The sequence below is a fragment of the Acinetobacter sp. ANC_7553 genome, assembly GCF_056779895.1.
Genome location: NZ_JBWYIV010000007.1, coordinates 125,491 through 147,157, shown reverse-complemented (window position 1 = coordinate 147,157; position 21,667 = coordinate 125,491). Strand labels below are relative to the sequence as shown.

General features: G+C 38.8%; 21 protein-coding genes. 12 read left to right on the top strand and 9 right to left on the bottom strand.

Annotation, left to right across the window (positions count from 1 at the left end; all coding sequences use genetic code 11):
• Window positions 1–13: 13 nt before the first annotated feature.
• A complete protein-coding gene (locus AC1M9I_RS07415) occupies window positions 14–1,744 on the bottom strand; it encodes a hypothetical protein (protein ID WP_481593219.1) in 1,731 nt (576 codons plus the stop codon).
• A 244-nt stretch (window positions 1,745–1,988) separates the two neighbouring features.
• Between AC1M9I_RS07415 and parC the strand changes: the two genes are divergently transcribed.
• Together parC and AC1M9I_RS07405 are read left to right on the top strand one after the other, a co-directional pair.
• A complete protein-coding gene (gene parC, locus AC1M9I_RS07410) occupies window positions 1,989–4,205 on the top strand; it encodes a DNA topoisomerase IV subunit A (RefSeq protein WP_481594782.1) in 2,217 nt (738 codons plus the stop codon).
• A gap of 150 nt (window positions 4,206–4,355) precedes the next feature.
• Window positions 4,356–6,029 (top strand): long-chain-fatty-acid--CoA ligase, encoded by a 1,674-nt coding sequence (locus AC1M9I_RS07405; protein WP_035268112.1) that lies wholly within the window; start codon window positions 4,356–4,358, stop codon window positions 6,027–6,029.
• 39 nt (window positions 6,030–6,068) lie between these two features.
• Here AC1M9I_RS07405 and AC1M9I_RS07400 read toward each other — a convergent pair whose 3' ends face one another.
• Window positions 6,069–6,452: a hypothetical protein gene (locus tag AC1M9I_RS07400; RefSeq protein ID WP_035268065.1), complete on the bottom strand. Its 384-nt coding sequence runs from the start codon at window positions 6,450–6,452 to the stop codon at window positions 6,069–6,071.
• Window positions 6,453–6,552: 100 nt separating this feature from the next.
• Here AC1M9I_RS07400 and AC1M9I_RS07395 point away from each other — a divergent pair, with 100 nt between their 5' ends.
• Together AC1M9I_RS07395 and ppa are read left to right on the top strand one after the other, a co-directional pair.
• Window positions 6,553–6,951, top strand: coding sequence for an MAPEG family protein (locus AC1M9I_RS07395; RefSeq protein ID WP_035268067.1), 399 nt, complete (start codon window positions 6,553–6,555; stop codon window positions 6,949–6,951).
• A 121-nt stretch (window positions 6,952–7,072) separates the two neighbouring features.
• Complete coding sequence (gene ppa / locus AC1M9I_RS07390; RefSeq protein WP_005233448.1) at window positions 7,073–7,609, top strand: inorganic diphosphatase; 537 nt, start codon at window positions 7,073–7,075, stop codon at window positions 7,607–7,609.
• 101 nt (window positions 7,610–7,710) lie between these two features.
• On the opposite strand, the gene AC1M9I_RS07385 is transcribed toward ppa, so the two are convergent.
• Window positions 7,711–9,033, bottom strand: coding sequence for an OprD family outer membrane porin (locus AC1M9I_RS07385; RefSeq protein WP_092767367.1), 1,323 nt, complete (start codon window positions 9,031–9,033; stop codon window positions 7,711–7,713).
• Window positions 9,034–9,721: 688 nt separating this feature from the next.
• Between AC1M9I_RS07385 and AC1M9I_RS07380 the strand changes: the two genes are divergently transcribed.
• Entirely contained in the window at window positions 9,722–10,462 is a 741-nt protein-coding gene (locus AC1M9I_RS07380) for a TorF family putative porin (protein ID WP_180028850.1), read from the top strand.
• Window positions 10,463–10,505: 43 nt separating this feature from the next.
• On the opposite strand, the gene AC1M9I_RS07375 is transcribed toward AC1M9I_RS07380, so the two are convergent.
• Window positions 10,506–11,990 carry a YifB family Mg chelatase-like AAA ATPase gene (locus AC1M9I_RS07375; RefSeq protein WP_481610867.1) on the bottom strand — a complete coding sequence of 495 codons (1,485 nt, stop codon included), beginning with the start codon at window positions 11,988–11,990 and terminating at the stop codon, window positions 10,506–10,508.
• 89 nt (window positions 11,991–12,079) lie between these two features.
• Window positions 12,080–12,307, bottom strand: coding sequence for an accessory factor UbiK family protein (locus tag AC1M9I_RS07370; protein WP_035264082.1), 228 nt, complete (start codon window positions 12,305–12,307; stop codon window positions 12,080–12,082).
• Window positions 12,308–12,579: 272 nt separating this feature from the next.
• Here AC1M9I_RS07370 and glnK point away from each other — a divergent pair, with 272 nt between their 5' ends.
• From glnK to AC1M9I_RS07335, 7 genes are all read left to right on the top strand, one after another.
• Window positions 12,580–12,918 (top strand): P-II family nitrogen regulator, encoded by a 339-nt coding sequence (glnK, locus tag AC1M9I_RS07365; protein WP_004650081.1) that lies wholly within the window; start codon window positions 12,580–12,582, stop codon window positions 12,916–12,918.
• 59 nt (window positions 12,919–12,977) lie between these two features.
• Window positions 12,978–14,372, top strand: a complete 1,395-nt coding sequence (locus AC1M9I_RS07360) for an ammonium transporter (RefSeq protein ID WP_035263878.1) — start codon at window positions 12,978–12,980, stop codon at window positions 14,370–14,372.
• Between the two features lie 138 nt (window positions 14,373–14,510).
• Complete coding sequence (gene nrdR / locus AC1M9I_RS07355; protein ID WP_035263879.1) at window positions 14,511–14,975, top strand: transcriptional regulator NrdR; 465 nt, start codon at window positions 14,511–14,513, stop codon at window positions 14,973–14,975.
• A gap of 31 nt (window positions 14,976–15,006) precedes the next feature.
• Window positions 15,007–16,104 (top strand): bifunctional diaminohydroxyphosphoribosylaminopyrimidine deaminase/5-amino-6-(5-phosphoribosylamino)uracil reductase RibD, encoded by a 1,098-nt coding sequence (ribD, locus tag AC1M9I_RS07350; protein ID WP_481594780.1) that lies wholly within the window; start codon window positions 15,007–15,009, stop codon window positions 16,102–16,104.
• Complete coding sequence (locus AC1M9I_RS07345) at window positions 16,101–17,393, top strand: DNA adenine methylase (protein WP_180028158.1); 1,293 nt, start codon at window positions 16,101–16,103, stop codon at window positions 17,391–17,393. The genes ribD and AC1M9I_RS07345 overlap by 4 nt, the downstream gene beginning before the upstream one ends.
• A 28-nt stretch (window positions 17,394–17,421) precedes the next feature.
• Window positions 17,422–18,081 (top strand): riboflavin synthase, encoded by a 660-nt coding sequence (locus tag AC1M9I_RS07340; protein WP_092767353.1) that lies wholly within the window; start codon window positions 17,422–17,424, stop codon window positions 18,079–18,081.
• A gap of 111 nt (window positions 18,082–18,192) precedes the next feature.
• Complete coding sequence (locus AC1M9I_RS07335) at window positions 18,193–18,741, top strand: VTT domain-containing protein (protein ID WP_481593222.1); 549 nt, start codon at window positions 18,193–18,195, stop codon at window positions 18,739–18,741.
• Window positions 18,742–18,785: 44 nt separating this feature from the next.
• On the opposite strand, the gene AC1M9I_RS07330 is transcribed toward AC1M9I_RS07335, so the two are convergent.
• From AC1M9I_RS07330 to AC1M9I_RS07315, 4 genes are all read right to left on the bottom strand, one after another.
• Window positions 18,786–19,004 carry a hypothetical protein gene (locus AC1M9I_RS07330; RefSeq protein ID WP_481593223.1) on the bottom strand — a complete coding sequence of 73 codons (219 nt, stop codon included), beginning with the start codon at window positions 19,002–19,004 and terminating at the stop codon, window positions 18,786–18,788.
• 109 nt (window positions 19,005–19,113) lie between these two features.
• The gene (gene blhA, locus AC1M9I_RS07325; RefSeq protein ID WP_481594779.1) at window positions 19,114–19,722 is read right to left on the bottom strand and encodes a cell division protein BlhA; all 609 of its coding nucleotides are present in this window, start codon (window positions 19,720–19,722) and stop codon (window positions 19,114–19,116) included.
• Between the two features lie 30 nt (window positions 19,723–19,752).
• Window positions 19,753–20,160, bottom strand: a complete 408-nt coding sequence (locus AC1M9I_RS07320; protein ID WP_092767347.1) for a DNA polymerase III subunit chi — start codon at window positions 20,158–20,160, stop codon at window positions 19,753–19,755.
• Window positions 20,160–21,599: a leucyl aminopeptidase gene (locus AC1M9I_RS07315; protein WP_481593225.1), complete on the bottom strand. Its 1,440-nt coding sequence runs from the start codon at window positions 21,597–21,599 to the stop codon at window positions 20,160–20,162. Before AC1M9I_RS07315 ends, AC1M9I_RS07320 begins: the two co-directional genes overlap by 1 nt.
• Between the last annotated feature and the right edge of the window lie 68 nt (window positions 21,600–21,667).

Sequence of the window (21,667 nt, the reverse complement as noted above, 5' to 3'; positions counted from 1 at the left end):
AAGCTCCTCTTTTTTAGACCCATTTTTGACGTGCTTTAGTTAAGTCAAAATGTAATGTGTTCGACACTTGCTGAAGATTGAATTTTTCTTTATCTTCAGGGAGTTGAATTAAAATAGGCAAGGCTGATACCCCATTGTCGCCATTGACAAAAGCATAGTGACGCTCAGTCTGATTAATTGAAATCAAACTTTCAAACTCAAGGTACACCGTCGTTTCATCATGTTTTTTAGGCACTTTCACGAGATCTAAATATGCAATTCGTCGATTATTAATTCCAGCCAATTTAAGCGCTTCAAGCTCCGATTTTAACTTTTCAGTTTTATCAAACATTTTTTGAAAGAATCCTTTGTTTGATTGGCTTTCGAGTTCTCTTTTTTTCTGATTGAAAGCAATTTGATTGACTTTATGTTGGTCTAGAGCATCGGCAATAATCGTTTTGACTTGCTCAATCGCTGCTTGAGATTTGCTATGACTTGCCGCATAAGACTCTGCATCTAAACTCACAAAAATGGTATGACGGCGTTTTTCCATCAATTTTAAATAGGATAAAATTTTATATTCGAAAATTTGAGCTTGAGTATTGAAGGCAATAATGGGTTCACTTGAAAAGTCTTTATAAAAACTCGCAATATCAGAGAACAGACGATGCATACTGATAAAACAATAATCAAACTCATCAGGGTGACGAATTGAATGACGCAGTGCATATTGAAAAGGTTGCAAGATCTCAAGAGTTAAAGCTTTTTCGAAATCTAAAAGGCGCTCGTTAATGACTTGTTCGACTGAAAATCCAGAAGCATCGAGCGGTTTTTTGAGTAACGGTAATAACAGATCAAAATTGACGTTATGAAATTTTTCCATCAGATCCAAAATAGGAGTCGTGATCTGTCGTTGAATCGTAATAATTCGACTGACTTGCCATTTAAATTGTTCTAAATAACTTGGATCATTTAAACGTTTCTTATCCAACACCACGCCATTTAGGTAAACACGATCTTCAAGACCTAGCTTTTCTTCCATTAAAAAGCGGCGGATAGAATATGGGTTCTGTCTAAAGTCATGAATGGTCGCGACCAGATATAAATACTGACTGCTTTCAATCACATCAAAATCACGAATTTTTTGTTCTTGAATAATAAAGTCCTGGAATAATGGATGGCTAATTTGCTTCAGTTGTCTCGGGAGGATGGTTTTGAACCAATAGCCTAAAATTTGATGTTTAATATGAACTTCAAGAATAAAAGTACGAATTTCTTCAGCTGTTAAATGTCGGCAATTATCAGGAACATTTAAGTCGAGTGTTTTGATGATATTTGCAGCATCATATAAAAAAGTTTTTCGTAGGAGTTGTTTGTCTCTAAGAAAACTTTGATCTTCTTCTGTTTCAATACGATCAATTTGATTTTGTACAGTTTCTAAGTAATCGGCGATTTTAATTACGTCTTGATATGATTTAAGCGTTTCTAAAGTGGCTGCGATCTTTTCAGCCAAAGTTCGCATTTTCGGTGAGATTAAATGACTGCTTAAATCCTGAAGACCAACAATGCCCTTAAAAGTGAATGATTGTCGATGTTGATCCCAGTAAATATTCTTCGCAGTCAGGAATTGTTCCTGGATCAGACCTTGTATTGGTGCGGGAACACTATTAAAAATATTTTTTAAACGCGTTTGCCAATGAACATCTAGATTAGGGTCAATTTGAAATAATTTTGAGCGAAGATCATAAGGAATGTAATTATGCATGTTTGTTCCGTTCATACGATGAGCGTATGTAAAAGCATTCGTTATAAAGTTGTGTTTTGATTATTGTATATTCAATAAAATTAATTGGATACAAGAAAAAAGTCCAATTTAAAATGAAATAAAACCAACTGGCCTTTTTTTTGTTATTTTATCTTTACAAAGTGTCCAACCTTGCTTGTTCTTCGCAGTTTGGGAGACTAGCATACACCCTTAAACTATTCATTCATTAGGATTTCACGATTCAATGACAAGCCTTGCGCACCAAGCGACAGAGAATCGTTCTGTAGCAGAATTTACAGAACAAGCTTACCTAAACTATGCGATGTACGTGATTATGGATCGTGCATTGCCTCATATTAGTGACGGATTAAAACCTGTACAACGCCGTATCGTATATGCGATGAGCGAGCTTGGTCTAAAGCATAGTGGTAAACCCAAAAAATCAGCACGTACAGTTGGTGATGTTTTAGGTAAATATCATCCGCATGGTGATTCTGCTTGTTATGAAGCAATGGTCTTAATGGCACAGCCATTTAGTTATCGTTATCCATTTATTGAAGGGCAGGGCAACTGGGGGTCACCAGATGATCCAAAGTCGTTTGCTGCAATGCGATATACCGAGGCCAAACTATCACAATATAGTGAAGTCCTGCTCTCTGAGTTAGGTCAAGGAACTGTCGACTGGCAAGATAACTTTGATGGTTCATTAAAAGAGCCTGTAAATTTACCAGCACGCGTACCGAATATTCTTTTAAATGGTACGACGGGAATTGCGGTGGGAATGGCAACAGATATTCCACCACACAATTTACGGGAAGTTGTTAAGGGTACCATTGCACTGATTCGTAACCCGAATTTGTCTGATGAAAAAGTTGCTGAATATATTCCTGGTCCAGACTTACCGACTCAAGCAGAAATTATTACACCTGCTGATGAATTACTGAAATTACAAAGCACTGGGCGCGGCAGTTATCGCATGCGTGCGGTATATTCGGTTGAAAAAAATGAAATTGTCATCAGTGAATTACCATATCAGGTTTCTGGCTCTAAAATTATCAGCCAAATTGCTGATCAAATGCAGGCAAAAAAATTACCGTTGGTAAGTGATGTACGAGATGAATCAGATCATCAATGTCCAACACGTTTGGTAATTGTCTTGCGTTCAAATCGTATCGATGCAGATGCGGTCATGAGCCATTTATTTGCCACGACCGATCTTGAGTCGAGCTACCGCGTCAATATGAACATGATTGGTGCTGATGGTCGTCCACAAGTAAAATCAATCCGTCGTATTTTATTGGAATGGATTGAAATTCGTAAAACGACTGTGACGAGACGTTTGCAATACCATTTGAATAAAATTGAAAAACGTCTACATATTCTGGCGGGACTTTTAATTGCGTATTTAGATATTGATACGGTAATTCGCATTATTCGTGAGGAAGATCATCCGAAAGAAGTGTTAATGTCACATTTCGGTATTGATGAAATTCAAGCCGAAGCCATTCTAGAGCTTAAATTACGTCATTTGGCGCGTCTCGAAGAAATGGAAATTCGCCGTGAACAAGAAGAGCTTGAAGGTCGAGCAGCCGTGATTCGAGAGCAATTGGCGAATCCTGAATCTTTAAAAAATCTGATCATTTCAGAATTAAAAGAAGATGCGAAAAAGTTTGGTGATGATCGCCGATCTCCAATTGTTCAGCGTGAAGAAGCGACCGCGATTAGTGAACAAGATTTGATGCCAGCTGATCCTGTCACTGTCATTTTATCGGAAGCGGGTTGGATTCGTTGTGCGAAAGGACATGAGATCGATCTAGATAAAGTCAATTTCCGTGCAGGAGATCAATATTTAAGTCATGCACAAGGTAAATCTAATCAAAAAGTGTATGTATTAGATCAATCTGGTCGAAGTTACGCATTACCAATTACAGGATTACCTTCAGCGCGCGGCTTAGGTGAACCATTAAGCTCGAAATTATCGCCAGCAAATGGAGTAAATTTCCAACAAATTCTGATTGCTGAAGATGAGGTGGAAATATTAGCGATCAGCTCCAAAGGATATGGTTTTAAAACACAAGCGAAACAATTGGACACCAATGCTAAAGCGGGTAAAGCGTTTTTAACGCTTGCAGATGATGCAAGCGCAATGCCATTGCAACAAATTGATGGTACACATATCGCTGTACTCAGCAGTTCTGGACGATTATTACTGACAGAGCTGACAGAATTACCAATGCTCAATAAAGGAAAAGGTAATAAATTGATGCAGTTGGATGCAAAGGAACGCATTGTGTCTATGACAACACTTAACTTGGATGATGTGCTTCAGGTCGTTGCTGGACAACAACAATTGAAATTAAAAGGTGATGATCTGCTGAAATACATCGGTAAACGTGCTTCAAAAGGGCAGGTATTACCACGAGGTTATCAAAAAGCAAATAGACTCTTCATTCAAAGATAAAGCTAGCATCTAGTCGACAAAATACGTTATATATGAAATGTATTTATGGCTATGGATGCTTTATTGAGCAATAAATTAAATAAGATGCTCAATACATTATCGAAAATAAGAGTTTAAAACCAAGTATTACTAATTGGAGAATATGGCATTATGGAAAAGATTTGGTTCGCTGAATACCAAAAAACTGGAATTCCACAAACAGTAGAATTACCACCAGAAAATACCTCTCTTGTTGATATTTTTGAGAGAAACTTCCAGAAATTTGGTTCGCGTGATGCTTTTATCTTTATGGATAAAACATTAACGTTCAATGAACTTGATACGGCGAGCCGTCAATTTGCAGCCTATCTTCAAAGCCTTGGTTTAGCAAAAGGTTCTCGCGTAGCGGTCATGATGCCAAACGTACTGCAATATCCAGTGGTAGCACTTGGTGTATTCCGTGCGGGCTTAGTTCTTGTAAACGTGAACCCACTTTACACAGCTCGTGAACTTGAGCATCAATTGAATGACTCAGGCACTGAAGCGCTTGTGATTATTGAAAACTTCGCTTCTGTTTATCAATCAATTCTTGGTAAAACGCCAGTTAAGCATGTGATCGTGGCGACAGTAGGTGATATGTTAGGTACCTTAAAAGGTACACTCGTGAATTTTGTTTTACGTAAAGTGCGTAAGCAAATTCCAGCTTGGAGTATCCCAGGACATGTTAAATTTACGACTGCGATGTCTAAAGGCAGTTCTGCACATTATAAGCGTCCAGCAACAACGTTGAGCGACACTGCTGTATTGCAATATACAGGTGGTACAACAGGCGTATCAAAAGGTGCGGAATTAACACATCGCAACCTTGTGGCAAACTTAATGCAAGCAGATGGTATTTTCCAATCTAAATTTGGTGCTCAAGATGGTGCGAGCGACGATCGCATTTTCTGTGCATTACCGCTCTATCATATCTTTGCATTCATGGTTTGTGCACTTTATGGTATGTACAAGGGTCAAGCAAACGTATTGATTCCTAACCCTCGTGATCTCCCTGCAGTCATTAAAGAGCTACGCAAATATCAGCCTGGTTTCTTCCCAGCTGTGAATACTTTATTCAACGCACTCGTTCATAATGAAGAATTCAAACAACTTGACCATAGCAAATTAAAAATGGCGATGGGAGGTGGTATGGCTGTATTACCTTCAACTGCTGCAGCTTGGAAAAAAATCACAGGTACAAATATTATTGAAGGCTATGGTCTTTCTGAAACTTCACCTATTGCAACGGCAAACCCACCGGCATCTGAAGAGTTTAGCGGTACGATTGGTATCCCATTACCTTTAACGGATGTCGCTGTATTGGATGACGATGGCAATGAAGTTCCACAAGGTGAGCAAGGTGAGATTTCAATTCGTGGTCCTCAAGTCATGAAAGGCTATTGGAACCGACCAGATGAAACAGCTAAGGTGATGACCGCAGATGGTTTCTTCCGTACTGGTGATATCGGTATCATGGATGCTCGTGGTTACTTCAAGATTGTTGATCGTAAGAAAGATATGATCTTGGTATCAGGCTTTAACGTATACCCATCTGAAATCGAGGAAGTAATTGCAACACATCCTAAAGTACTCGAGGTTGCAGCGATTGGTGTGGCTGATGAAAAATCAGGTGAAGTGCCTAAGTTGTTTGTTGTGAAGAAAGATCCATCACTAACAACAGAAGAAGTGTTAGCTTTTGCGAAAGAAAACTTAACAGGATATAAGCGTCCTCGTTATGTTGAATTCATGGATGAATTGCCAAAATCGAATGTCGGTAAAATCCTTCGTAAAGATTTACGCAAATAATTCAAATAAAAAAAGCGCCGTAAGGCGCTTTTTTTTATTTTATTCTTTCATTAGCCAACGGTCGATATAAGGTCGCGCTGTTGCAATAATAAATGTGAATGTCAGCATTGTACCTAAATGACGTCCTACAGCAGAACTCGGTAACTGTCCTGAATAACTGAAGTAAATATCAACTAAGCTATATACTGAAATAATGCTCAGCCAGATCCATTTATTTGCTCGTTTAATCCCTACCGCGATAAAGGCGATGATGAGAACCAGCAATGTGCCGAGAGTCGATTGCCAATTCATATTGGCACAAATTACGCTGATCAAGAAAGCCATAATCGGAAGAACGATATAAAGCACACGATCGACACGTTTTTGATGTTGCTTTTGTAACTCGAGAACATCAAATAACTTTTTTTGGTCAGAATTGGTCATGCCATTACTCAGAATTTTAATAAACAAAATAATTTAACTAAAATTATCGCACAAACATCATGCTAAGATAAAACCAGCTTAAATCATTGGACTGAAATCCATGCACGGTATTGAAGGTGTTATTTACCTTATTTTAATTGCTTGTTTACTCCCTTATTTATTTACAGTCATTGCTAAAATTGCAGGTGGTTTCAAAGGGCAGGATAATCAAAATCCGCGTGAATTCATGTCTAAAACCACAGGCTTAGCGGCTCGAGCGAATGCTGCGCAGCAAAATAGCTTTGAAAGTTTGCCATTATTTATTGCGGCAGTTTTGATGGCTGAGTATATGGTTGTTCAACAACAATTAGTGATTTTATTAGGTTCGGCGTATATCGTCTTACGAATCATCTATGGGATTTGTTATTTATGTAATTGGGCGACCCTTAGATCAATTGTTTGGTTCTTATCAATGCTTTGTCCGATCTTATTGCTTTTATTAATTATTCGATTGCTCTAAGAAAAACAGACTAACACCATACCTAAAATACATCTTCAGCTTGTATAATCGAATGATGATTGCTGAATAAAGCGTTATAATCAACCCCATTTTAATGAACACTGACAGTAAAGAGTTTGCTATGAGCTACAGTAATATCCCTGCAGGTAAAGATGCACCAAACGATATCTATGTAATTATCGAGATCCCTGCAAATGCAGCACCAATTAAATATGAAATTGATAAAGATTCAGATGCACTTTTCGTAGATCGTTTCATGGGTACTGCAATGTTCTACCCAGCAAACTACGGTTATGTACCAAATACATTATCTCTTGATGGCGATCCATTAGACGTATTAGTTGTTACTCCACATCCTGTAGAACCAGGTTCGGTTATCCGTTGCCGTCCAGTGGGTAAATTAAATATGGAAGATGATGGTGGTGTTGATGCGAAACTTGTCGCTGTACCACACGATAAATTAACGCCAATCTATAAAGATGTTCAAGAATATACTGACCTTCCTCCTTTATTGATTAGTCAAATTGAACATTTCTTCCAACACTACAAAGACTTAGAGCCAGGTAAGTGGGTCAAGTTAAGTGGTTGGGAAGGTGCAGATGTTGCTAAACAAGAAGTGTTAAGCTCAATTGCTGCTTATGCAGAAGCAAACAAATAATTTGCCTGATGTATAAATAAAGCTACAAACTTTGATCTTGTAGCTTTTATAAAAAACCTGCACAAAGTGCAGGTTTTTTTATTGATCTTTTTAGTTGAAAATTAGAATAATTTCACTGGGATGTCTAACCAAATACGCCATTCGTTGGTGTCCCCAATTCCTTCACTTGTGAAATTAGGGTTATTAAATGAGTCACTGCCACGCAAGTATGAATGACGCAAACGTAAACTAGCATCTTTCAAAGCACCTGTTTGGATGGTATATTTAATTTGATTGAAGAATTCATGTTCCTCAGCTTGATCGATAATTTGAGTACGGTTATCTCGATCGGCTAAATCAATGTCCCAACCATACACAAAAGCAGTCGTCCAATTCAGACCAGCTAAACCATGATTTTTGAAATTGTAGTTATATTGAAGACCTATAGATTTCTCATCATTACTATTAAAGTCAGATAAATACGAGTTAGGAACCCAAATACTTTGTAAGCCATCTTTGTTATAAGCATAGTCATAGCCTGTGTTTCCAGCATTGTCTTGATAAGCTATCATGACATTGTGAACATCTTTACTGTAAGTAGCTGAGACACCCCAAATTGTATTTTGACGATCTTTTAGATCATTGGTTAAATGTGATCCAGTAGCTGCTTGAGCAGCCCATTTAGTATGATATCCCATAGCATCGAAAACTAGTGATGAATCATTTTTTAAAGGTTGGGTATAGCTTATATTCGCATAATGGCGGTCTAATTTATTTTTAACATCAACGCCATAATACGAAGTATTTAGTTGATCATTAAACTTATATTTAGCGCCCCAATAGACTGCACGATCTAATTCTTGTTCATCAGAACTAATCTCGTTAGACCACTGATTTTTTGTAAATTTTCCAGCATATAAACTTAAGTTTTCAATTTCGTTACTAACGATGGAGAGACCGGTGTAATATTCAGGAGTTAAACGTGCTGTATTACTTGCGATTACAGGAATTTCAGAAACTTGAGTGCCGTAAGTTGCAGTAGTGTTTGATACTCTAGCTTTTATAAATGCACCACCTCTAGCCCAGTGATCATATGCATCTTTAGTGCCATCTGAATTTAACTGATCTTTAACAGGAATCATTTGATTGCCTGTGTGACCATTTTTTCCTATTTTGAAAGAAGCATCACCAATAACACCAACACCGAAACCAACGATACCTTTCGTGAAACCAGACTCAATTTTAACCATGGCTGTTTGAGCTGCTGAGCTGGTATCTTCGACACCGTTCTTTTTATCACGATGCAAGAAACCTGTACGGAATAATACTGATCCTTCAGCATCTTCTACGAATCCCTTTGATTCACTTTGCTCACTCGCAAATGCAGTAGAAATTAAAGCAGTTTGAATAAGAACTGCTAAGCTTAGTTTTTGGAATTTTTGCATTGGGAGAGAGCCTCATACAAAATGATTATGGTTAATGTTTAGTATTTGTATACGTAATGTATAACAAAATTGGCTCTATTATTCACAATTTCGCACCTAAAGTCATAAGCAAAAAGTATATAAATTAAACTAAGTTGTGAATTATTAAAGATTAAAATTATTATAAAATTAAATTTAACTATTAATAACATATATTTATTTTTAACCTGATATTCTTTTTTTTATTTAATTTAGTCAATCTGGCACGTTTTTTTTTGTAACTCTAGAAGCAGACAAGGATGAATAAAGGATTTTAAATAAGAATGATAGTTATTCAGTTCATTTTTATTTAATTTTAATGTGCTTCAGAGATCACTTGCTTTTTGTGACGCACTAAATTGATACTCCAACTGTAAGGTTGATTAAAAAATAGCCTTAAAATGAGGCAAGTTGTAAATGAATGTGTGATCTAAAAAGATATGTCTTTAACTCAGGTAAATCGTCAAAAAAAATTTCTTTGAATATTTTTAAAAATAAGAAATTTAAACAAATATAATAATAAAATCATTAATTTAAATTATTTTATCTCGTTATTTTAATTCCTTTGTATCTAAACACCTTTAACTTTGGCATAGCTATTGCTAATTCACATATGAGTTCAACAAATAAACCGAAAAAGCATCTAATCATGATGTGGGGGAACATAAATATGAAATTAGCAATTCAAGCATTGGGTCTAGCAGTTGTAGCATCTGCATCAACATTTAGTTTTGCTGAGGTACCAACTTCACCGCATTCTGTATCGGGTAATATCAGTGTTTTATCAAGTTATATATTGCGTGGTAATACGGCAGCTCCTGAAAATACTGAAGCTACATTACAAGGTGGATTAGACTATAGCCATAGTTCTGGATTGTACGCAGGGTGGTGGACATCTACGTTAGGTACAGATGCTTACGGTACTACCAATCCAATGGAAAATAATTTTTATGTGGGTTACAACGGTTCAATCAATGAAAACACTGGTTTTACTGTAGGTACAACTTATTACTATTATTATGACGTTGAAACGTCAGTTTATGATGGCTTTGAATTATTACTTGGTCTGAATTACAAAGATGTTGGAGTAACTGCTCAAACTTTGTTGGAAGATACAGGTTGGGGGAACGCTGGAGACACATATTTAAAAGCTACATATAGTTATCCTCTACCAAACGATTTTAGCTTGGACACAGCTTTGGGTTTATATGTTTATGAAAAAGACGGTAAGTATGTTGCAGAAACACCAGAGTCAGAAAGTTTTAATTTCCGTCACTTTGATATTGGTCTAAGTAAAGCTTTAGGGGAAACAGGTGTCACAGCAAGCATGAATTATATTATTGGTGGTGATGATCGTTATGGAAACAATTTAAAGAATAAAATGGTATTAGCATTGGGTTATAGCTTCTAAACTCAACTCAAATAAAAAAAGCGACTCAACTGAGTCGCTTTTTTTATTCCTGTTTACGATAAGAGAGTGCTTCGGTTAAGTGAGCTGTTTGTATATGTTCAGAACTCGCTAAGTCAGCAATTGTACGAGCGACACGTAAGATTCGGTGGTAAGAACGTGCTGATAAATTCAAACGTTGCTGAGCCATAGCGATAATCTTTTTTGCAGAATCATCTAGTTGAGCCACTTGATCAAGCTGTTGAGAACTTAGATTTTGATTTGTCACACCTTGTCGTTGAATTTGCAACTCATAGGCCTGAATCACCCGTTTTCTGACTGTTTCAGAATTCTCCATCGGTGTAGTGCTTTGCATGTCTTGGGGAGGTAAAGGTGGCACATCAATATGTAAGTCAATCCGATCTAGTAAAGGGCCAGAAATTCGATTTTGATAGCGCTTAATTGATTCAGGTGAACATTGACAACGACTGTCTTGATTGAAGGCATATCCACATGGACATGGATTCATTGCAGCGACAAATTGAAAATTAGCTGGGAAAGTAATTTGTCTTGATGCTCTGGAAATGACGATTTCTTTCGACTCAAGAGGCTGCCTCAATACTTCTAAGACTTTTCGGTCAAACTCAGGTAATTCATCGAGAAAAAGTACACCTAAATGGGCTAAGGTGATCTCACCTGGTCGAGGGTGTGATCCACCACCAACCAAGGCCACAGCGGATGCCGTATGATGTGGCGCTCTAAAGGGGCGATGACCAAATTGATAAGGTGTATTTGCAATGGAGTAAATACTTGCGACCTCTAAGTGTTCTTGATTGGTTAATGGGGGCAAGATGCCAGACAATCTTGAGGCAAGCAGTGTTTTACCAGTGCCTGGCGGGCCTTTAAATAAAATCGAATGTCCACCAGCTGCTGCGATTTCTAAGGCACGTCTTGGACGTAATTGACCTTTGACATCAGCGAGATCAAATCGATTTTTTTGAGGTTGGATCGTTTTATTCGCTAATATGGGTTGAATTGGACTCGACTGATCAAAGTGCTGGCAAACATCTTTTAAAGATTTGGCTGTATACACCTCAAAATTGGGAAGAAGTGCTGCATCATCCAAATTACTCACAGGAATCATTAACTCATGACCTGCGGTTTGACATGCCATTGCGATTGTCAAAGTTCCAGTTACAGGTCTTAACAGACCATCGAGTGCCAATTCACCTATAAATTCAAAACGGTCAATACTTTGATCATGTAGTTGCCCTGAAGCGATTAAAATCCCCAAAGCAATAGGTAAATCAAGCCTTGAACTATCTTTGGGTAAATCAGCAGGGGCTAGATTGATCGTCAGCCGTTTGGTTGGAAATTGAAAACCGCTATTAATGATTGCAGAACGGACACGATCCTTACTTTCTCGAACAGCAGCTTCTGGAAGACCTACAATGGTGAGTGAAGGTAATCCTTGGCTGACATGAACCTCGACTTCAATCAGTGGTGCATGTAAACCAAGAAGACCTCGGGTATAAATTTTTGCAAATGACATAAAACTGAACCATTATTATATTATTTTTAGAATTGCTTTATTTTTAATCACTGACTTTGTGTTTAAGCACTGTATTGGTGCAATGTTGCTTATTTTTGATCGGAAATTAAGCTTTCTAGTGATTTTAATTGCGTTTGAAGTTCTGTTAAACGGGAATTGGCATTGTTTAGTGCAGTTTTCTGACGTTCGATTTCTTCTTTAGAAACCAAATCCATTTTACTAATCGCTTCGTTTAACAACGCTCTCACATTTTTTTCTAAATCTTTTTTGGGTTGGTCAACCTGTTCTAAGATTGCCTGTAATAAAGTTTCAATCATAGTTCTTCCGAATAATAAGTCATCAACATTGAAGTTTAACATCCGTTTTGGATTGACCCTAGTGTTAACTACATTTCATAGGTTAAACCAATAAGAACATAAAAAAAATCCATCAAAATTCCCAATATTTTTAGAACATAAGACCGTGTAGGCGTATAAAATAGGTTATAAATAAGTTCATGCTGGCTGATTAATATCCCCAACCATTATGAAGTTTGGCATGAAATTTGAACATAAAACCTTACTGGTGAAAAAAGCCGAAGGAAAACAACATGAAACTCGTAACAGCAATTGTAAAACCATTCAAATTAGATGACGTGCGTGAAGCACTCTCTGAAATTGGCGTTCAAGGGATCACCGTAACTGAAGTAAAAGGTTTTGGTCGTCAAAAAGGTCATACTGAACTTTATCGTGGTGCTGAATATGTGGTTGATTTTTTACCTAAAGTAAAAATTGAAATCGCAATCAGTGACGAAATGGTTGATTCAGTGATTGAATCAATTACACGTGTAGCTAGTACTGGCAAAATTGGTGACGGAAAAATTTTCGTGACGAATCTAGAACAAGTTATCCGTATCCGTACTGGTGAGACTGGTGCTGACGCAGTTTAATTTGGCATGAAGTTTGCTGAGTAGCGAATAACTCACAAAAACTAGGTTGGGGGATACGAATGAAAAAAATGCTAATGGCGCTGAGCTTGTCTGGCGCACTCTTAGGTGGTTCTGTCGCATGGGCTGAAGAAGCAGTGTCAGAACCAACTTCTACTGAAGTTGCAGTTGTTGAAACTGAGGCTTCATCTACAGATTCTAATTTGGTTGAAACATTACCAGCAGCTCCAGAAGAAGCTCCTGCTGAAGAAGCCGCAGTTCTTGATACGGGTGACACTGCCTGGATTTTAGTTTCAACTGCACTCGTTTTACTCATGACCATTCCTGGTTTAGCGCTGTTCTACGGCGGTATGGTACGTAAAAAAAATGTCTTAAGTACCATGGCACACAGCTTTGTCGCTGCTGCGGTGGTCAGTATCGCTTGGGTAGTGGTTGGCTACACACTTGCTTTTGGTGAAGGTAATGCCTTTATTGGAAGTCTAGATAAATTTATGTTGTCTGGTATCACTACAGAAGCATTGAGTGGAACAATTCCAGAAATTTTATTTGTCATCTTCCAGATGACATTTGCAATCATTACCGTTGCCATTATCAGTGGTTCTATTGCTGAGCGTATGAAATTCAGTGCTTTTGTTGCGTTTATCGCAATTTGGGTGGTGGTTGTCTATGCTCCTATTACACATTGGGTATGGGGTGGTGGTTGGTTAGGTAACGATGGTGCACTTGATTTTGCAGGTGGTACTGTTGTTCATATTAACTCAGGTGTTGCTGGTTTAGTTGCGGCGTATATGCTTGGTAAGCGTATGGGGCTAGGCAAAGAATCAATGGCACCACATAACCTTACATTGACTGTCATTGGTGCGAGTTTAATTTGGGTCGGCTGGTTTGGTTTCAATGGTGGTTCTGCATTAGGTGCAAATGGTTCAGCAGGTTATGCATTAGTTGTAACTCAAGTTGCTGCTGCCGCTGCTGCCATTTCATGGTTAATCACTGAAAAAGTCGTTCGTGGCAAAGCTTCAGTGTTGGGTGCGGCATCAGGTGCGGTAGCTGGTCTGGTTGTGATTACGCCAGCTGCTGGATTCGTGACAGTAGGTGGTGCTTTGGCCATGGGCCTTATTGGTGGTGTTGTGTGCTTCTGGGGTATTACTGCATTAAAACGTGCATTGAAAGCGGATGACTCATTAGATGCCTTTGGACTTCACGGTGTTGGTGGTATCGTCGGTGCAATTCTAACCGCATTCTTTGCAAGTGAGTTCATCATGGGCGATGCAGCACCTACAAACGTATTAAGCCAATTATGGGTACAAGTTGAAGGTGTTCTTGCAACAATCGCTTATTCAGCAATCCTGACATTCATCATCTTAAAAGTCATTGATCTAATCATCGGTATTCGTGTTGAGTCAGACGATGAGCGTATGGGTCTGGATTTAAGTCAACATGGTGAGCGTGTTGAATAACGATTAAACACAAAAATCAATATATAGTGTGAAACAGCCCTTTGGGGCTGTTTTTTTGCTATATATTGATGAAAGCTCAACATGAGCAGAATTTTTTGATACACTTGGTGTAAATAGAATTTGTTCAATTAAACTGCTATGCATTGTCCATTTTGCAACGCCGCTGATAGTAAGGTGATTGATTCACGTTTAGCTGCTGAAGGCTGCCAAATTCGCCGTCGTCGTGAATGTATTAGTTGTAATGAGCGTTTTACAACTTTTGAAAGTTTTGAAGTGGTGATGCCTCGTGTCACTAAGTCCGATGGTAAAAATGAACCTTATGATGAAGCGAAACTTCGTCGTTCACTCATGCATGCTTTACAAAAACGTCCCGTGACACAAGAACAAATTGAAACGGTGGTCAGTGATATTCAACTTCAAATTCGTCGACTAGGTGAACGTGATGTGCGTTCGCGTACTATAGGCGAAATTGTAATGAAGGCTTTATTTGCACTCGATCATGTCGCATACGTACGTTTTGCCTCTGTATATCAAGATTTCCAAGATGTAGAAGCGTTCCGCCGTCAAATCGAACAAATGCAACACCGAGATCAAGAACATTAATCTCGCCCCAAATTCAACTTCAAGGTTATGAATGTCTGAGTTCTCGCAACAAAAGATCGATCAAGATCAAATGTGGATGCGTCGTGCAATAGCATTGGCGAAGCAAGGTCAATATTCGACAAAACCAAATCCTAATGTAGGTTGTGTCATTGTCAAAGACGGACAGATTATTGGTGAAGGCTTTCACCCCCAAGCTGGGCAACCACATGCCGAAGTGTTTGCACTTCGTCAAGCAGGGGAGCAAGCACAGGGTGCAACCGCGTATGTCACATTAGAACCTTGTGCGCATTATGGTCGTACTCCTCCTTGTGCGAAAGGTTTGGTCGAAGCGGGCATTGCAAAAGTGATAGTGGCTTGTTCAGACCCTAATCCATTGGTTGCTGGTAAAGGTGTGGCTATCCTACAACAGGCAGGTATAGACGTTGAAGTCGGGATCTGTGAGTTGGAAGCGCATCCTTTGAACTTAGGCTTCTTTAAAGCTATGTCTAAGGGATTACCTTATGTACGTTTAAAGGTCGCGTCGAGTTTCGATGGTCGTACAGCAATGGCTTCAGGGGAGTCGAAGTGGATTACAGGTGAATTGGCACGTCAGGATGTTCAACATTGGCGTGCAATTTCTGGTGCGGTGATCACGGGTATTGAAACAGTGTTGGCTGATGATTGTCAGTTGAATGTCCGAGCTTTACCGAATATTCAATTAGAACGAGTTGTGCAGCCTAAACGTGTGATTTTAGATCGTCAAGGTCGCTTACCTTTAGATGCTAAAGTGTTAGAGAATCCTGATACTGTCATGGTCATGGGGCCATTTCGAGCAGAGCTTGCACAACTTGGCGTGATTCAACTCGAAGTTCAGCCCTTAGTTGAGTTGCTAAAAGTTTTAAAAGATTTTCAAATCTATGATGTGATGGTGGAAGCTGGTGCAACCCTATCTACTGCATTTTTGCAGGAAAATTTGGTAGATGAATTGATTAGTTATATTGCGCCTACACTATTAGGTCAATCAGCTCGTCCAATGTTTAATGCTGAATTTAAACAAATGACAGAACAACTCCGTTTTAAACTTCAAGATGTAACTCAGTTAGGTGATGACATCCGTTTAAAATTAATCCCTGATCAAGAGTCGCTATGAGTACAGAGTCAACGGTTTATCATAAACGTCGCCATGCAGCACGTACGACAGATGAGTATTTGTTTAATCAACTTGTGCCTTATTTAGGCAACAAGCGTCGTTTATTACATTTGATTCTTGAGGCATTAGAAAGCACTGGAACTTTGAATACGAGTTCAGGTCGAGCGCCTATCTTTGCGGACTTTTTTGCTGGAAGCGGTGTGGTTTCTCGTTTGGCTCGTCAAAATGGCTACCGAGTAATAGCGAACGATTGGGAGCCTTACAGCCACGCACTTAATCATGCCATATTGTCATGTACTGAAGCTCCTGCTTTTAAAGAATTAGGCGGATATCAGAAAGCAATTGATTATCTTAATCGCTTGCCTGAAGTTAAAGGATGGGTAACACACAATCTCTGTCCTCGTAATGATGAGATCTATGATCCTTCACGAGACCGTTTATTCTTCAAACGTCGAAATGGCATGCGGATTGATGCAATTCGTCAACAAATTGCAACTTGGCAAGCTCAAGGTGCAATTGATGATGTGGAAATGAGCGCTTTACTTGCACCTTTATTGTATTCAGCAAGTTTTGTGAGTAATACGTCAGGCGTATTTAAGAGTTTCCATCACGGCTGGGGCGGTAAAACTCAGACGGCTTTAGAGCGAATTGAATCATTACTATGGCTGACCCCAAGTCGTTTTTGTGAAAATTCAAATCTGACAGGCCCAGCAGCTGAAATGTGGTGTGTGGATGCTCAACACTTAGCAAACCAAATGAGTGGTTTCGAAGTCGATGTGGCATATTTGGATCCACCCTATAATCAGCATGCGTATAGTAGCAACTATCATGTATTGAATGCTTTGACTTTATGGGATCAGGTAGATTTACCAAGTCCAGATACTAAGGGTTTCAAGAGCGGAATCGACCGTGCTTGGCGTAAAGAACGACCAAGCCCATACAATTCTTCTAAACATGCCAAAGAAGCGTATGAAAAGCTTTTGCAAACCATTAATGCACGCTATATTTTGACCAGCTATTCAACAGATGGAAATATTGAGGCTGGTGATTTACTTAAAGCGAATTTAGAGCGTGGACGAGTCACCATTTTGACTCAAGATGTTCCAAGATATCGTGTGAGTAAGCAGCGTCAGTCTGAGCGTGCGCGCGTTCTTGAGTTTATCGTGATTACAGACACGCACGCAAAATCAGGACCGCCAATTCGACAGTTACTTGGTCAGTTACACCACTATGCTGAATTGGGTGGTGTTGACACTACAGGCGTCGCTGAACAATTGGATTTATGGTAAAAATAGAACAAATTTAAGAGTACCCATTATGTTTACAGGCATTGTAGAAAGTTTAGGAAAAGTCGAAAGTTTACAAAATGTAGGTGGTGATATCCGCTTGCGTATACAGACTGATCTTGATATGTCTGATGTTCACTTGGGTGATTCTATTGCGACTAATGGCATCTGCTTAACTGTTATTGCATGGGGCAATCAATGGTACGAAGCAGATGTGTCACTTGAAAGTATTCATCGTACAACTTTATCGAGTTGGAAGGTTGGGCAAACCGTCAATGTAGAAAAAGCGATGTTACCAACAACTCGCTTTGGTGGTCATATTGTTAGTGGACATGTAGATGTAGTTGGTGAAATTACGGTGCAACGTCAAGATGCACGTTCACTCTATTTTGAGGTAACGGCCCCGCCTGAAATTGCAAAATATTTAGCGGAGAAAGGTTCCATCACAGTTGATGGAATTAGTCTTACAATCAATCATCTACGTGGCAATGTGTTGAGTTTAAATCTTATTCCTCATACTGCAGAGCGGACCAATATTAGTACGTGGAAAGTTGGGACTAAAGTAAACTTAGAAGTCGATGTACTTGCACGATATATTGAACGTTTATTGCTTGGGGATAAGGCTGCTGAACATAAACCTGAGTCTAAATTGAGCATGGAATTTTTAGCACAGAATGGCTTTTTACGTTAAAAAATGATTAAAATAGAAAACAGCCTAAATTTTTAGGCTGTTTTTTTGTTTAAATAAATTAGGTATACAATCTATCTAAAGGAGAAAGCAACATGCTCAGAGAACTTCAGAATGATTGATTTTTTACTGCATTTGGAGCAGCTTTTACCGAGTTTATTAGAGCAATATGGCGTATGGATTTACGCAATTTTATTTTTAGTGATATTTGCGGAAAATGGTTCCGTTTTCATGTTTTTTTTACCTGGGGACAGTTTGCTCATTGCCATCGGTGCTTTATGTTCGACCACTGAGTTGATTCATTTGCACTATATGGGATTGTTATTATTTATCGCCTCAGTCCTAGGTTATATTCTCAATTTCTATACAGGGCGATGGCTTGGTATTAAATATTTTAGCGAGCACTCACGTTGGTTAAAACCTGAGTATATTGCCAAAACCAATGCTTATTTCGAAAAACATGGTGGTAAGACCATTTTAATGGCGCGCTTTATCCCTTTTGTACGTTCTTTCGCACCATTCGCTGCTGGCTCTGGATATATGAGCTATAGCAGTTTCATGTTTTACAATATTATTGGTGCTTGGATTTGGATCGCACTTTTACTAGGTATGGGGTATGGCATGGGAAATATATTCTCAGCCGTTTTAGATTTTTTTGCTTAAATTGATACTTCAAACCTGATAAAAAAAGCTCTCAGTGGGCTCTTTTAAATTTTATTAATGGTGAGTGATGTGCGATCAAACCAATTCTCTACCAAAGCTTCATCTTGAATTAAAAAGTCGCCTTTTTTTGACTCATGTTTTAAATACACTAAAACCGATTGAAAATCTGCTCGACTAATCAATAGTTCTTGAGCACTGATCGTGACATGTTCGCCAGATTTCAAATGAGTGATTCGTTCAGAGATGTTGCTTAAAAGATCCATGGTGATACTTTCCTCATGTCCGTCAAATCGCAGAGAGCATTTAAATCACATTCATGGTGTGACAAATATGTTTCATTTTGATGACACTAAGCATCCACCGTTCGAGCCTCTAAGAGGGTAGAGATGTATTTTTTAAAATAAGTTCGATCTCTTCTTTTGCTGCTGCTTGGAGTTTTGATTTAAAAATTTGTACGGCATCTTCAATCATGGTTTCAGCTTCAAGCTCGAGACGTAAACGAATCGTATCTAAATCTTGATGAATTGATAAATGCGCGGGAGAGTTTCCTGAAAAGTCCCGATGGGGTGTAGTCACTTTTTGGTATTTTTCAGTATATTCATCGATTTCTGCATCAATCACTTGTCGTAACTGTACGAGCGAATCGGTTTGTTGTTGAAATTTAAGATATTCATCTTGTAGAAGCTTTTGATTATAAGCCTCTTGCAGTGCACGTTTTTCTGCTAATGATTTTTCTAAAGCCATTTGCTTACGAATACGAGCTTCTTCAATTAATCGTGCTTTTTCATCTGCATAAGCCTGTTCAACCTTCAATTGAGCCACTTGCTGGGCACGATTATCATGGTCTAACCATTGCTCTGGTTGAGTTTGAGGTTCGAGTAAATCACTGATGCGATTAAGGTCGTCGATAAAAGCTTGGCGAACCGCTTCTGGCGCTTTCAACCAACGTTTTTTAAAATCTTGACCGACATTAATGGCCACCGTGATTCTCCTTTTTCCAATGACAACGCGCTAAAGTTTATGTGTTTGAGGTGAGATACCTAATTTTCGATAGGTTTTATATTTCTCTCGTCCAATTTCTTTGGCAGCTTCGTTGTTTTCAATAATTTCGATAATGTGACTGAAACGTGAAGGATCTTCAAGTGCATGAATGTGAAAATTAAACACGATCCATTCCTGAGTTTCAGGGAGCTTAGACGAAATACAAATAGCTGCTGATTGATCATCAATGCCATGTGTCAAAAAACTCTGCGGATCGAAACTCCAAAGTAAATCATCGAGTTCGTTTTGAATGCTCAATTCTGGACAATGAATCCATATTTTTGCAGGGTGACGCAGAATTTTTCGACATAAACGACAGGCACTTTGGACCTGTCGTTCTGGACTCTTTTCAAATAAGTAGAAGCTGATTTTAGACATTAATTTACGCGATTTGCGAGAAATTGAACCAATAATGGAACTGGGCGACCAGTTGCACCTTTTGCTGCGCCAGATGTCCAAGCTGTACCAGCAACATCTAAATGTGCCCAACGATATTCACGCGTGAAGCGTTGCAAGAAGCAAGCAGCTGTAACAGCACCAGCTTTTGGACCACCAATATTGGCAATATCGGCAAATGGAGAGTCAAGCTGTTCTTGGTAGTCATCATAGACAGGCATACGCCATACACGGTCAAATGATTGTTCACCAGCTTGAGAAAGTTCATTTGCCAGTTCATCATCTGGTGTGAACATACCTGTTAAAACAGAGCCTAGGGCAACAACACAAGCGCCTGTTAATGTTGCGATATCAATTACAAGTTCTGGGTTAAAGCGTTTGACATAGGTCAGCGTGTCACAGAGGACTAAGCGACCTTCGGCATCTGTATTTAGAATTTCAACAGTTTGACCACTCATCGTGGTGACGATATCACCTGGTCGAGTTGCATGACCTGATGGCATGTTCTCAGCCGCCGCAATTGCACCTACAACATGAATTGGAAGGCGAGCTTCACAGAGTGAGCGCATGGTTCCTAAAACTGAGGCTGCACCACCCATATCGTACTTCATTTCATCCATGCCTAAACCTGGTTTTAATGAAATACCGCCCGTATCGAAAGTGATCCCTTTACCCACGAGGACGATAGGAGCTTGTTCAAGTTGACCTTGATATTCTAGAGTAATGATACGTCCAGGGCGATCTGAACCTTTGCTGACTGCAAGGAATGCATTCATGCCAAGATCAGCAATTTGCTGTTCATCTAGTACGGTTACTTTTAATAAATCTGGGAATTCTGCTGCCAATGCAACTGCATGATCCGCTAAATATTCAGGAAAACAAATATTTCCTGGACGATTTGCTAAATCACGTGCAACGTTTTGACCGCTTTCAATTGCTTGAATTAAGTTGAGTTGATTTGACGTTAGCGTAGAGTTTGATGCAATTAAATGAACTTGTTCGAGTATAAAGTCATTTTTTTTCGACTTAAACTCGTCAAAAGCATAAGCAGATTGAGTGAGTTTAAGTGCAAATAAGTAGTGCAATTCATTCGGCAAAGCTGAAATATCAACACTGATTTGTTTGAATTTTTTTTGTGAAGCTTTGATAATAGTTTGTGCAATTTTTGCTAATTTTGCAGCTTTAACTTCTTGTGCATTACCTAAGCCAAGTAAAATGCTATTCGGTTGATTTTCAATTTGACCCAATAACGATAAAGACTCATTGAAACCTGCTTTGAATTGAGCTGCTTCAGTTAGGCTGTCTAAATTGTTGATTTGATAGTTGCTTTTAACTGCATGGGTGTTTTCAGAGTCGACTAAAATAACCAAATGTTGGCTTTCTGAAATTTGTGCTAATGATGTATTAATTGAAAGTTTCATATGCTTGTTGTGTGCCTATTGAGACCGTTTAAATCATTAAACCATTGAAACACTACCAATGATAGAAT

Excerpts from the sequence above, each read along its gene's own strand:
- AC1M9I_RS07385 (WP_092767367.1), bottom strand. The coding sequence starts at position 9,033 with ATGCAAAAATTCCAAAAACTAAGCTTAGCAGTTCTTATTCAAACTGCT.
- AC1M9I_RS07335 (WP_481593222.1), top strand. The coding sequence starts at position 18,193 with ATGATTGATTTTTTACTGCATTTGGAGCAGCTTTTACCGAGTTTATTA.
- AC1M9I_RS07415 (WP_481593219.1), bottom strand. The coding sequence starts at position 1,744 with ATGCATAATTACATTCCTTATGATCTTCGCTCAAAATTATTTCAAATT.
- glnK (WP_004650081.1), top strand. The coding sequence starts at position 12,580 with ATGAAACTCGTAACAGCAATTGTAAAACCATTCAAATTAGATGACGTG.
- AC1M9I_RS07405 (WP_035268112.1), top strand. The coding sequence starts at position 4,356 with ATGGAAAAGATTTGGTTCGCTGAATACCAAAAAACTGGAATTCCACAA.
- AC1M9I_RS07345 (WP_180028158.1), top strand. The coding sequence starts at position 16,101 with ATGAGTACAGAGTCAACGGTTTATCATAAACGTCGCCATGCAGCACGT.
- ribD (WP_481594780.1), top strand. The coding sequence starts at position 15,007 with ATGTCTGAGTTCTCGCAACAAAAGATCGATCAAGATCAAATGTGGATG.
- AC1M9I_RS07370 (WP_035264082.1), bottom strand. The coding sequence starts at position 12,307 with ATGATTGAAACTTTATTACAGGCAATCTTAGAACAGGTTGACCAACCC.
- nrdR (WP_035263879.1), top strand. The coding sequence starts at position 14,511 with ATGCATTGTCCATTTTGCAACGCCGCTGATAGTAAGGTGATTGATTCA.
- AC1M9I_RS07340 (WP_092767353.1), top strand. The coding sequence starts at position 17,422 with ATGTTTACAGGCATTGTAGAAAGTTTAGGAAAAGTCGAAAGTTTACAA.
- AC1M9I_RS07395 (WP_035268067.1), top strand. The coding sequence starts at position 6,553 with ATGCACGGTATTGAAGGTGTTATTTACCTTATTTTAATTGCTTGTTTA.
- AC1M9I_RS07330 (WP_481593223.1), bottom strand. The coding sequence starts at position 19,004 with ATGGATCTTTTAAGCAACATCTCTGAACGAATCACTCATTTGAAATCT.
- AC1M9I_RS07400 (WP_035268065.1), bottom strand. The coding sequence starts at position 6,452 with ATGACCAATTCTGACCAAAAAAAGTTATTTGATGTTCTCGAGTTACAA.
- AC1M9I_RS07320 (WP_092767347.1), bottom strand. The coding sequence starts at position 20,160 with ATGTCTAAAATCAGCTTCTACTTATTTGAAAAGAGTCCAGAACGACAG.
- AC1M9I_RS07375 (WP_481610867.1), bottom strand. The coding sequence starts at position 11,990 with ATGTCATTTGCAAAAATTTATACCCGAGGTCTTCTTGGTTTACATGCA.
- parC (WP_481594782.1), top strand. The coding sequence starts at position 1,989 with ATGACAAGCCTTGCGCACCAAGCGACAGAGAATCGTTCTGTAGCAGAA.
- AC1M9I_RS07360 (WP_035263878.1), top strand. The coding sequence starts at position 12,978 with ATGAAAAAAATGCTAATGGCGCTGAGCTTGTCTGGCGCACTCTTAGGT.
- AC1M9I_RS07315 (WP_481593225.1), bottom strand. The coding sequence starts at position 21,599 with ATGAAACTTTCAATTAATACATCATTAGCACAAATTTCAGAAAGCCAA.
- ppa (WP_005233448.1), top strand. The coding sequence starts at position 7,073 with ATGAGCTACAGTAATATCCCTGCAGGTAAAGATGCACCAAACGATATC.
- AC1M9I_RS07380 (WP_180028850.1), top strand. The coding sequence starts at position 9,722 with ATGAAATTAGCAATTCAAGCATTGGGTCTAGCAGTTGTAGCATCTGCA.